Source organism: Sulfuriferula sp. AH1 (assembly GCF_002162035.1).
Classification (GTDB): domain Bacteria; phylum Pseudomonadota; class Gammaproteobacteria; order Burkholderiales; family Sulfuriferulaceae; genus Sulfuriferula.
Window position 1 is genome coordinate 381,498 of the sequence record NZ_CP021138.1, and the last position, 11,700, is coordinate 393,197.

Genomic DNA, 11,700 nt, shown 5'->3' on the forward strand with positions numbered 1-11,700 from the left:
GCCCTGCTTATTCTTTGTCGCGATATTCAACGTAGGCGCTGTCGCGGAGCTGGCGCAGCCATTCTTCCTGGGCTTCCTCGATTTTGCGTTCGCGGATGGCCTGGCGGGCAACCAGACGCTGACGTTCCTTGGTGACGTCCTGATCGCGGCGTTCCAGTACCTGAATCAGGTGATAGCCGAATGGCGTATGGATCGGCTGGCTGATTTCGCCTGGCTTGAGCGCGTTCATCGCGCGCTCGAATTCGGGCACGGTTTCACCGGGTGAGAGCCAGCCCAGATCGCCGCCCTTGCTGGCGCTGCCGTCATCGGAATACTGGCGTGCCATGTCTTCAAATTTGGCGCTGCCGTTTTCGATGCGCTCGCGGATCTGGGCAAGACGGTTTTTGGCATCTGCTTCGGACACGATCTCATTGGTTTTGATGAGAATGTGGCGTGCGTGGGTCTGACTGATGATCATGGCTTTGTTCTGCCCGCGTTTATCAATCAGTTTGAGCAGGTGAAAACCGTTATTGCTACGGAGGATATCACTGGTCTCGCCTGGCTTGAGCGTCTGGATCGCCTGGCTGAACAGGGATGGGATCTGCGAACCGCGCCGCCAGCCCATTGCGCCGCCTTCCAGCGCATTGGGAGAATCCGAGTAGCTGGCGGAAACCTGGGCAAAATCAGCGCCGCTGCGGATTTCGTCGAGTGCCTTCTGGGCCTTGGCATGTGCCGCCTGAATCTGTTCGGTAGTGGCGTTCTCAGGGATGCGGATCAGGATGTGGGCGGTATTGTATTCTTCGTCCGCACCCTGTTTGGCCTGAGCCTCGAGATAGGCGTCGATCTCGGCTTCGGTGACGTTGATCTTGTTATCCACTTCGCGCTCGCGCAGGCGGCTGAGGATGATTTCGTTGCGGATGTCGTCGCGGAATTTATCGAAAGCGATACCTTCCTTGCTGATGGCGTCGCGGAATTGTTCCACTGACATCTGATTTTGCGCGGCGATACGTTCGATGGCGCGATCCAGCATCGCAGCATCGACCCGGATGCCGGTCTGTGCCGCAAATTGCAGCTGAATGCGATCGTTGATCATGCGCTCGAGTATCTGTTTTTCCAGAATCTTGCGCGGCGGCAACGGTGTCTTGCGGCTTTCCAGCTGCTGCACGGCGCGTGCGTAACGCTCATCCAGATCATGGCGGGTGATGACATCGTCATTGACTACCGCAACGATATGGTCGAGAGGCTGGATTTGCGACGCAGATGCTGCGGGTGGATTGCTGTTCGTGGGCGACGGCTTGCCCTCCGCTGCAAACAGCAGGTTGGGTAACAGCGCAAATATAACCAGGCAGGATTTAAGGGTTTGTGAGTTCATTGGAGTTGGTGTATCCAGGTACGCTAAGTTTAAGAACATCGAGCGGGTTAGAGCCTAAGCGCCCTAGACCGTTCAATTCCAGTTGGATAAAGAAGGATGTGCTGGTGGTGCTGGCAGCGGTCGCAATGGTCTGGAATACGCCGCGGAGGGCCCAGCATCCGCCGTTATATTCGAGTCCGGCCAGACCTTCCACGATCCGCTTGTCGCGGATCGAGTAGTTATATCGCATCATGCCATACCAGCGTGGTGCGATGGGCCATTGGGTAGAAAGATCGACCTGGTTGATTTGACCAGTGATGGTACGGTAGCTGAAATTAATGACCTTGCCGGGGGCAGGGCGATAGCTGGCGGTATAACTGTTGCGCACCGTCTGATTAAGCTGGGTGTTGTACTGTACGGCAGCCTCGGCGCGCCAGGCCTGATTGATCTGCCCGCCTATCGACGCCAGAATGTCGCTGGAATTGTTGTTGGTCACCGTACCGCCGGGCAGCGTGACCTTCTGCGGAGAGAAATATAATCGTTGTCCGACCGCAACACGCAAGCGCTCCAGGCCGGTTTCGGTGTCCAGCAGGCGCGACGTCATCGCCATGGTCAATTGATTGGCGTCATTGATGCGGTCACTGCCGACAAAGCGATTTTCGGTAAACAGCTGCGCATAGTTCAAATCCATCTCGCCGCTGTCGAAATTGGGCAGCGTGCTCTGGTCCTGATACGGGATGTAAACGTAATACAGCCGCGGTTCCAGGCTTTGCTGGTAGCTGCGGCCAAACGCAGTGATATTGCGGTCGAAATACATGCCGCTGTCCAGGCTCATGATCGGCAGCGTGCGCGAGACGTTGGTGGCCGGCGCGGTCGTCGTCGAGTCCAGCAGATACTGCGTGTAATGCACGCCGATCTTGGGGGTGATGAAACCGAAGTCGTTCAGCAGCGGGATGCTGACGCTCGGATAGGCGACCATGCGGGTGCCGTTGATCAGGGTCGGATGGGAAAAACGTGTGAGTTCGCTGCTGAAGCTGAATTCTGCGCCGTAATCATTGGTGCGTGCGGCTTGCCAGGTGAGTTGTGGCAGGCGGCTGTAAGGCGGCACGATGGGGGCATTCGGATCCTGCAGGGTCTGGTATTGCTGCACCCGTGCCGTTGCCTGCCACCAATCAGCCTGGTAGGTCAGCGCGGCTTCCTGATTCAGGATGGTCAGTGAGGTGGCGCTGATCTGGTTGGACAGTTCGCGGAAATAATTATTGTCCGACACCCCTTGATAGACGAAATGACCGGACCAGCCTGGTGCAAAGCTTTGATCGTGCTGGGCGAAAACACTCCAGCGGTTGGTGTTGGTGAGGCGGTCGGGCAAGAATTCGCCGTTCACGATGCCGCGATAGGTGTCCGACAGGTAACGGAACTCGCCGCCCATTTGCAGTCCGCGCTTGGTCATCAGGCGCGGGGTAATGGTGGCATCGTAGTTGGGCGCGAGATTCCAGTACCATGGCAGCGAGATTTCCGCACCGCTTTTGCTCGTGGTTCCGAATGTGGGCGCCAGCAGCCCGCTTTTACGGCGGTTATCCAGCGGAAAATTTATCCATGGCGTGTATAAGATCGGCGTGCCCTTGAATTCGATGTAGGCACTATGCGCCGTACCTACTTGGCGCGTATTATCTATCTGCAAATCCTTGACGCGCAGATACCAGTCATTATCACCGGCCGGACAAGTGGTGTAACTGGCATGTTTCAGCCGATACTGGTCTTCCCCTTCGAAATCAAGCACGGATGCGTCGCCGCGCGGAGTGAGGCCGCTGCGGCCGAATTTGGTGTCGGCTTCGGCACTGTCGAGGGAAAATACGGGGCTTTCCATGGAGCCGACCTGCGAGCTCATTTGGATGTCGAGCTTGGGGCCGGTAAGGGTCAGGCCTTGCTGCTTCAGGCATACGTTGCCGGTAGCTTCGACCTTGTCGGTCGCTACGGTATAGTGCAGCAGGTCGGCAGTGACGACGCCGGTATTGCGCCGCAACTCGACATTGCCGCTGGCATGCACTTGCTGACTTTGCACCCCGTACATCTGGTCGGCACGGATGAATACTGATGAATCCTGCTCCGATTTGGTCGGCGGTGCGAGATTGGTGGTGCTTTGCAGCAGGATCGCATCATCGCCCACGGCAACGCCGCTGAGTAGCAACAAGGGAGCGGCGAGGTGGCAGGTAAAACGGTGTTTAGGCATTATGTAGGCGGTAAACGAATGATGCTAAAATGGGTTAGTCAAATTGAGTCGTCTTTTAGGAATGTCATGCAGCGTCAACAGCTTATCCAATCTTGGTTAGAAACACTATTTCCCAATTTATCACCCATGCTGACATCGGCTTCGGCGGATGCCAGTTTTCGGCGGTATTTTCGTGCAACCTTGTCCAACGGTGATCATTATATCGTGATGGACGCGCCACCGCAGTATGAAGATTGCCATCCTTTTATTCTTGTCGCGGAATTATTTGCCGCCGCTGGCGTTAATGTACCACGGGTATTGCAACAAGACCTGGCGCAAGGCTTTTTGCTGCTTACCGATCTGGGCGACACCACTTATCTTTCCGCACTCAATACCGTCAATGCGCATCCATTATATATGGATGCGATTGATGCGTTAATTCAAATTCAATCGGCCAGCCGGGCCGGGGTTCTGCCCGAGTATGATGCGACCCTGCTGTCGCGCGAATTGCAGCTGTTTCCGGACTGGTATGTGGTCAGACATCTGGGCGCGACGCTGAGCGACGAGCAGTCAAGACGCTTGCAGACAATATTTACCAGACTGCTGGATAACAATCTGGCGCAGAGCCGCGTGTTCGTGCATCGCGATTATCACAGCCGCAATCTGATGGTGACCGAGCCTAATCCCGGCGTGCTGGATTTTCAGGATGCGGTGTTCGGGCCGATTACCTACGATCTGGTGTCGTTGTTCAGGGACGCGTATATCGAGTGGGACGAGGAAATCGTCATCGACTGGCTGATCCGCTACTGGGAAAAGGCGCGGCGTGCGAATCTGCCGGTCCCTGCCGATTTCGGCGAGTTCTACCGCGATTTCGAGTGGATGGGCATGCAGCGCCATCTCAAGGTGCTCGGCATTTTTGCGCGCCTGTGCCATCGCGATGGCAAGGAGGCCTATCTCGACAACTTGCCGCTGGTGATGAGATATGTACGGCGCACTGCCGAGCGCTATCGCGAATTCGGACCGTTGCTGCAGCTGCTGGATGAACTGCACGGCACCCAAATCGATACGGGATATACGTTTTGAGCATGGAGACTGCCATGATCCTGGCAGCGGGGCGCGGCGAACGCATGCGCCCGCTTACCGATCATATTCCCAAGCCATTGCTGGTGGTCGGCGGCCAGCCGCTGATCGTCTGGCATATCCAGCGCCTGGCCGCGGCAGGATACCGTCGAGTGGTGATCAACCATGCCTATCTGGGCGCGCAGATCGAAGCGTATCTGGGAAATGGCGCTGGATTGGGAGTGGCCATCGCGTATTCGCATGAAGCCGCCGCGCTGGAAACCGCAGGCGGCATTGCCCATGCGTTGCCCCTGCTCGGTGAGGCGCCATTTCTGGTAGTCAATGGCGATATCTGGACGGATTATGATTTCGCCCATTTACGCAGCCGCGGACTGGCGGCCGGGCAAGTGGCGCATCTGGTACTGGTGGATAATCCTGAGCACAACTCGCGTGGCGATTTTGTACTGGCAGATGGACAAGTGCAGAGCGAAGGCTCGCCGCGGCTGACATTCAGCGGCATCGGCTGCTATCATCCGGCGATGTTCGCCGCGTTGCCTGATTCGCAGCCGGCCAAACTGGCGCCGTTGCTGCGCAGCGCCATGCAGCACGGCCAGGTAAGCGGGGAATACCATGCCGGACGCTGGTATGACATCGGCACGCCGGTGCGTCTGCAGGAGCTGGATGCGATGTTGATGGACGATATGCGGGGCGGGATTTGATGGATGCAAATGAGGTACGGCTGGCGGTAACGATAGTCCCGGGCTGGTGAACGAGCTGCGGCAACGCTGGCTGACACTGATGGAGCTTGCAGTATGGGGTGAAGTGAAATCGACGCGCATGGGTGCGACCGCGCGCATGCGCAAGCGCCTGCTGGAAGTAGGCGAAAAATTGCGCTCGCTGGTGGCAGACCGGGCATGGATACCGCATCCGCGCGAGCAGGTGAAGAATGCGCTGGGCTCGGCGTACAGCCTGAAAGACGCGCTGCTGCAGTTCGAGCGCGCCGCGCAGGATGTGGATGGCGGTGCTGATTATGATGACTTTGCAGCGGCGGTGATCGCGCTGCATCAATGCCTGCTGGATCGTTTGCCCGATCTGGAGAATCAATGGGCCGGCTTGCTGGATTCCCAGTATGACGAAGACGAGGACGAACTTGATGATTGATTGCATCCCTTTTGTGCAGCGGCGCGAGCGCCTGATGCAGCAGATCGGTAGCGGGATTGCCGTGCTGGCGACTGCGCCGGAACGGGTGCGCAACAGGGATTCGCATTTCCCTTACCGCTTCGATAGCCACTTCTATTACCTGAGCGGATTCACCGAGCCGGAGGCAGTCATCGTGCTGCTGGCGGCGACCAATCGTGCCATCCTGTTTTGCCGCGACAAGGATATGGAACGCGAAATCTGGGACGGCTTCCGTTACGGGCCGGCCGCGGCAGCGGAGACGTTCGGCTTCGATGAAGCGTATTCCATCAGCGAGCTGGACGAACGCCTGCCGAAACTGATGGCGAACCAGCCCGTCCTGCATTATGCGCTGGGTGCTGACAGCGGCTGGGATCAGCGCGTGCTGGGCTGGTTGAATAGTGTCCGCGAGCAGGCACGCAGCGGCGTCGCGGCACCCGCCGAAATTCGCGATGTGCGCGTGCTGGTTGACGCGATGCGCCTGATCAAGGATGACTTCGAAATCGACCTGATGCGGCGTTCGGCAGCGATTGCCTGCGGTGCTCATCGCCGCGCGATGCTGGCGACCCGGCCGGGCGGTTACGAGTATCAGGTGGAAGCCGAGATACTGCATGAATTTCGCAGTCACGGTGCGCAATCCCCCGCTTACACCTCGATCGTCGCGGCCGGCGCCAATGCCTGCGTGCTGCACTATGTCGACAACAGCGCCAGCCTGCATGGCGGTGACTTGCTGTTGATCGATGCCGGTTGCGAGCTGGACGGCTATGCCTCCGATATCACCCGCACGTTCCCGGTCAATGGCCGGTTCAGCGGCGCACAGCGCGATATCTACGAACTGGTGCTGGCGGCACAGGCGGCCGCGATTGCGACCATCAATCCGCAGTCGCACTGGAACAGCGCGCATGAGGCGGCTTTGCGGGTGCTGGCGCAGGGTATGATCGATTTCGGCTTGTGCCACGGCAGCGTGGACGGCGTACTTGAATCCGGCGATTATCGCCGTTTCTACATGCACCGCACCGGGCACTGGCTGGGGCTGGATGTGCATGATGTCGGCGATTACAAGCAGCACGGCGAATGGCGCGACCTGCAGCCCGGCATGGTGCTGACGGTAGAGCCGGGCTGCTATATCCGCCCGGCCGACGACGTCCCCGAAGCCTACTGGAATATCGGCATCCGCATCGAGGACGACGTGCTGGTGACCGCAGGCGGCGCCGAAGTGCTGACGGCGGCGGCGGCGAAGACCGTGGCAGAGATCGAGACGCTGATGCAACAGCGGCAGACGCCGGAATGGCCGGGCGCACTTTAGGAGCGAATATGCGTGAACACAGTGATATCATAATCGTGGGCGGCGGGCCGGTTGGCGCAACACTGGCGCTCGCGCTGGCCGACAGCCCCTGGCAGGTGCAGGTGCTGGAGGCACGGGCGGATCTGAGCCGGGCGGCGTATAGGCGCACACTGGCATTATCCTACGGCAGTCGCCTGATTCTGGAGCGTCTGGGCATCTGGTCCGGATTGCAGGACGTCACCCCGATCAAGGATATACATGTATCGCAGCGCGGCACTCTGGGCGTGAGCCGGATCCGTGCCAACGAAGAAGGCCTGCCGGCGCTGGGCTATGTGGTGGATTATGCGGAACTCGACAGCGTCTTGCACGAAGCGCTGCGGGCAACCGCCGTAGAGGTAAGTGCCGGTTCGCGGGTTACCGCGATCGCGCATAACACCGGCTATGCGCGAATAGAGCTCGAGCAGGCCGGGGTGAAGCGGCAGCTCACCACGCGACTGGCCGTAGTGGCCGACGGTGGCGGCAACGGTGCCGAGCGGGTGACGCGGGAATACGGCCAGCATGCGTTACTGGCCTCGGTGACGACAGAATTGCCGAATCAGGGTTGCGCCTATGAGCGCTTTACTGCCGATGGCCCTGTCGCGCTGTTGCCGCAAGGTGACGGTTTTGCGCTGGTCTGGACGGCAACGCCGGAGCGCGTTGCCGAGCTGCTGGCGATGCCGGACGACGAATTTCTGCAGGCTTTGTATGCGCATTTCGGCGATCGTGTCGGCCGCTTCCTGACGGTGGCCGGGCGCTCCAGCTTTCCGCTGATACTGCGTTACGCCAAAAAGCTGGTGACAGCCCATCAGGTGATGATCGGCAACGCCGCGCAGACGCTGCATCCGGTAGCGGGGCAGGGATTCAATCTGGGCCTGCGCGATGCGTGGGAGCTGGCGGAGATGGTGCGCGACTGCGGGCGCGAAACGCTGGGCAGCCTCGACATGCTCAAGCGTTATCAGGCCAGCCGCCGGGTGGATACCTCGGCCAGCATCTTTTTCACCGATCTGCTGGTGCGGCTGTTTTCCAATGCGCATCCGGTATTGCAGCATGGGCGCAGCCTGGGGCTGATGGCCCTGCAGTTATTGCCGCCGGCGAAACACATGGTGGCACGACGCATGATATTTGGAGCACGAGGATGACAGCGCAAACTTATGATGTGGTCATCGTCGGTGCAGGCATCGTCGGCGCAGCCTTCGCCGCCGCACTGCGCGACAGCGGGCTGAAACTGGCGCTGGTCGAAGCGCACCCGCCTGCGCCGCCGACCGACGACTGGGATGCGCGGATCTATGCGATCAGCCCCGGCAGCGCAGCGTTCCTGGAAAGCATGGGCGTGTGGCAGACTCTGGATCAGAGCCGCATCGGTCCGGTGTACGGCATGAGCATACGCGGCGATAGCGGGGCCGAACTGGAGTTCGATGCCTATCGTACCGGCGTGCCGCAGCTGGCATGGATTATGGAGAGCGGACGCATCCAGCATGGTTTATGGGCGGCATTGCAGGATCAGGCCAATTTGACCTTGTTCGCCGGCGCATCCTGCGCGGAGCTGGCCTGGTCGGCAAGCGGCGCGCGGCTGGCGCTGGCTGACGGCACGGTACTGCACAGCAAGCTGGTCGTGGCCGCTGATGGCGGTAAATCGTGGGTGCGCGCGCAAGCCGGCATCGACAGCCGCCGCGAGGATTATCTGCAGTCGGGCGTGGTGGCGAATTTTGTAGCCGAGAAAGCGCATCGCGGCATTGCCCGGCAGTGGTTTCGCGAAGAGAACGTACTGGCCTGGTTGCCGCTGCCGCAAAATCACGTTTCCATGGTGTGGTCTACCGATGCCGCGCATACCGAGGCGTTGCTGGCGGCGAGTCCTGAGCAGCTGGCCGACGAGGTGGCGCGCGCAGGCGGGCACGCTTTGGGCAAGCTGCGACAGGTGGGGCGTACCGCGGCTTTCCCGTTGAGCATTAACCGTGTATCGTCGCTGGTACAGCACGGCTTGGCGCTGATCGGCGATGCGGCGCATGGCGTGCACCCGCTGGCGGGGCAGGGCGTGAATCTGGGTTTGCGCGATGCGCGTGAACTGGCGCAGGTGTTGCAGCACCGGGGTGCGGCTGATTGCGGCGATCTGGCCTTGTTGCGGCGCTATGAGCGTGCCCGGCGCGGTGACATCGTTGCGATGCAAACCGTTACCGACAGCTTGCATCATTTGTTCCGTAGCAAGAATCCGCTGTTGATGAAATTGCGTAACGTCGGCATGGACTTTACCAATCAGCTTAACCCGATTAAAGCCTGGCTGATACGTCAGGCGCTGGGATAATTTCTTTTCATTTTTTAAGGATCGAACATGTTTAAACGTAGCATGCTGTCGTTGTTGCTGGTATCCAGTTTATTGGCGTGCAGCGCCAATGCCGATCAGGCAGCGATCAAGAAAAACCTGACAGCGCAGTTTCCCGGCGCGGCGATCACCAGCATAACCAAAACTCCTTATGCCGGTTTGTACGAAGTGCTGATCGATGGACAGATCATCTATACCGATGAAACCGCCGCCTATGTGTTTCTGGGCAGCGTGATCGATACCAAGGCCAGGAAAAACATCACCAATGAGCGTATGGCCAAGCTCAATGAAGTGAAGTTCGACAACCTGCCGTTCGAGAACGCCATCAAATTCGTCAAAGGCAACGGCAGCCGCAAACTGGCGGTGTTCTCCGACCCGGAATGCCCGTTCTGCAAGAAGTTCGAGCAGGAGTTGACCAAGGTCGACAACATCACCGTTTACATTTTCCCGTACCCGATCGCCGGCCTGCATCCGCAGGCAACAGCCGCAGCCAAGGCGATCTGGTGCGCGCCTGATCGTAATGCCGCCTGGCAGGATGCGCTGCTAAAAGGTGTGCTGCCGAAGAATGACGGCAATTGCAAGAATCCGGTGGAAGCCAACGTCGAGCTGGGCAACAAGCTGCACGTTTCCGGCACGCCTACCCTGATTTTTGCCAATGGCCAGCGTGTCCCCGGCATGGTGCCGGCAGACAAGCTGGAAAAAATGTTCAACAGCGTTAAATGATGCCGAGGTGATGATGTGGGATGAGCGTTATGACGTGCCGGAGTTCATCTTCGGCACCGAACCCAATGTGTTCCTGACCCAGCAGGCGTACCGGCTGACGCCGGGGCAGCGCGTACTGGCGGTGGCTGATGGCGAAGGCCGCAATGGGGTCTGGCTGGCGCAGCAGGGTTTGTCGGTATTGTCGGTCGAAGGCTCCGGCGTAGCGCAGGCTAAAGCGAAGAAGCTGGCGCAGGAACGCGGCGTCAGCCTTGATTTTGAGTGCGCCGACTTGCTGCAATGGCAATGGGACGAAGCTCGCTTCGATGCCGTGGTCGCCATCTTTATCCAGTTTGCCGCTCCGGCCGGCCGCAAAATACTGTTTGATGGCATGAAAGCCGCGCTCAAGCCCGGCGGTTTGCTGTTGCTCCAAGGTTATACCCCGCGCCAGCTGGAATTCAAGACTGGAGGACCATCCTCCGCGGAAAACATGTATACCGAAGCCATGCTCAGGGAACTGCTGGCGGGCTGGGAGATAGTGCAGTTGCACGAGCACGACGAGCATATCAGCGAAGGCGCGCACCACCACGGCATGTCAGCCCTGATTGACGTGGTGGCACGCAAACCGGGGTAGCTTTGGTTATCCCTCATAACGACAACGGACGGAGGAGGGAATATGCAGACAGCATCACGTTTAATGGCAGCCATGATGATGGGCGGCTTGCTGGCCAGTCAGGCCGTGTTTGCCCAGCCGCTGCTGGAGGTGCTGGTTCCTGCCTATTTTGATCCGTCCAGCAACCCGGCGGGCTGGAATACGCTGACCACGACCGCGCAGAAAATCCCGTTATCCGTCATCATGAATCCCGCTTCCGGGCCGGGCAGTGCGCAGGATGCGAGCTATGTAACCGCAGTACAGAATATCCGCCTGGCAGGCGGCCACGTGCTCGGTTATGTCGCCACCGGCTACGGCACACGCCCGATGGCAGACGTGATAAACGATATCAATCTGTATATCGCCTGGTATCCGGTCGATGGCATTTTTATCGACGAAATGAGCAGCGATGCCAACACCAGCCATTATTCATATTATCAGTCCATTTATAACCAGATCAAGACCATCAGCTATAGCTATCGGGTGATTGGCAACCCCGGCACCAATACGCAGGAAGCTTACCTCATGCTGCCCACGGCGGATGCGCTGGTGGTGTTTGAAAGCACGGCCAAGAATTACGGCAAATACGTTCCCGGCGCATGGATATTCAATTATAGCCGGCAGTATTTCGGCAATCTGATCTACAGCATGAGCGACAGCAGCCAGATTAGCAGCTATCTGAATCTGGCGCTGAACCGCAATGCCGGGCTGGTGTATTTGACCAACGATGGCGGGCGCAATCCGTGGAATACGCTGCCCGGTTACTGGGATGCCGAGGTGAATTGTATTGCACAGATCAATCAGGGTTCGGGTTGTTGAACAGGCTTGATGAACGCCGCGTTATATTTATGGATGCCCGCGTATGGTTTGATATGAAAAGTAATAAATGCTATTGATAGTAATTCTCATTTAATGTAAAGTCTATTCATCGATA

General features: G+C 58.7%; 11 protein-coding genes. 9 read left to right on the top strand and 2 right to left on the bottom strand.

Annotated elements, in window-relative coordinates:
* Positions 1-7: 7 nt before the first annotated feature.
* Together CAP31_RS01960 and CAP31_RS01965 are read right to left on the bottom strand one after the other, a co-directional pair.
* Complete coding sequence (locus CAP31_RS01960) at positions 8-1,351, bottom strand: peptidylprolyl isomerase (RefSeq protein ID WP_087445999.1); 1,344 nt, start codon at positions 1,349-1,351, stop codon at positions 8-10.
* On the bottom strand, positions 1,332-3,560 hold the full coding sequence (locus tag CAP31_RS01965) for an LPS-assembly protein LptD (RefSeq protein WP_087446000.1): 2,229 nt from the start codon (positions 3,558-3,560) through the stop codon (positions 1,332-1,334). Before CAP31_RS01965 ends, CAP31_RS01960 begins: the two co-directional genes overlap by 20 nt.
* A gap of 66 nt (positions 3,561-3,626) precedes the next feature.
* Here CAP31_RS01965 and CAP31_RS01970 point away from each other — a divergent pair, with 66 nt between their 5' ends.
* From CAP31_RS01970 to CAP31_RS02010, 9 genes are read left to right on the top strand one after another with little or no spacing between them, the layout of a single operon-like run.
* On the top strand, positions 3,627-4,622 hold the full coding sequence (locus CAP31_RS01970; protein WP_087446001.1) for an aminoglycoside phosphotransferase family protein: 996 nt from the start codon (positions 3,627-3,629) through the stop codon (positions 4,620-4,622).
* A 14-nt stretch (positions 4,623-4,636) separates the two neighbouring features.
* Positions 4,637-5,317 (top strand): N-acetylmuramate alpha-1-phosphate uridylyltransferase MurU, encoded by a 681-nt coding sequence (gene murU, locus CAP31_RS01975; RefSeq protein ID WP_087448214.1) that lies wholly within the window; start codon positions 4,637-4,639, stop codon positions 5,315-5,317.
* A gap of 46 nt (positions 5,318-5,363) precedes the next feature.
* Positions 5,364-5,759: a hypothetical protein gene (locus tag CAP31_RS01980; protein WP_223247332.1), complete on the top strand. Its 396-nt coding sequence runs from the start codon at positions 5,364-5,366 to the stop codon at positions 5,757-5,759.
* Positions 5,752-7,080 carry a Xaa-Pro aminopeptidase gene (gene pepP / locus CAP31_RS01985; RefSeq protein WP_087446003.1) on the top strand — a complete coding sequence of 443 codons (1,329 nt, stop codon included), beginning with the start codon at positions 5,752-5,754 and terminating at the stop codon, positions 7,078-7,080. Before CAP31_RS01980 ends, pepP begins: the two co-directional genes overlap by 8 nt.
* Positions 7,081-7,088: 8 nt before the next feature.
* Positions 7,089-8,237: an FAD-dependent oxidoreductase gene (locus tag CAP31_RS01990; protein ID WP_087448215.1), complete on the top strand. Its 1,149-nt coding sequence runs from the start codon at positions 7,089-7,091 to the stop codon at positions 8,235-8,237.
* On the top strand, positions 8,234-9,397 hold the full coding sequence (locus tag CAP31_RS01995; protein ID WP_087446004.1) for a UbiH/UbiF family hydroxylase: 1,164 nt from the start codon (positions 8,234-8,236) through the stop codon (positions 9,395-9,397). The genes CAP31_RS01990 and CAP31_RS01995 overlap by 4 nt, the downstream gene beginning before the upstream one ends.
* 27 nt (positions 9,398-9,424) lie before the next feature.
* On the top strand, positions 9,425-10,138 hold the full coding sequence (locus tag CAP31_RS02000) for a DsbC family protein (protein ID WP_087446005.1): 714 nt from the start codon (positions 9,425-9,427) through the stop codon (positions 10,136-10,138).
* Between the two features lie 10 nt (positions 10,139-10,148).
* Positions 10,149-10,748: a cyclopropane-fatty-acyl-phospholipid synthase family protein gene (locus CAP31_RS02005; protein WP_189836631.1), complete on the top strand. Its 600-nt coding sequence runs from the start codon at positions 10,149-10,151 to the stop codon at positions 10,746-10,748.
* Between the two features lie 42 nt (positions 10,749-10,790).
* Complete coding sequence (locus CAP31_RS02010) at positions 10,791-11,585, top strand: spherulation-specific family 4 protein (protein WP_087446007.1); 795 nt, start codon at positions 10,791-10,793, stop codon at positions 11,583-11,585.
* Positions 11,586-11,700 lie beyond the last annotated feature (115 nt).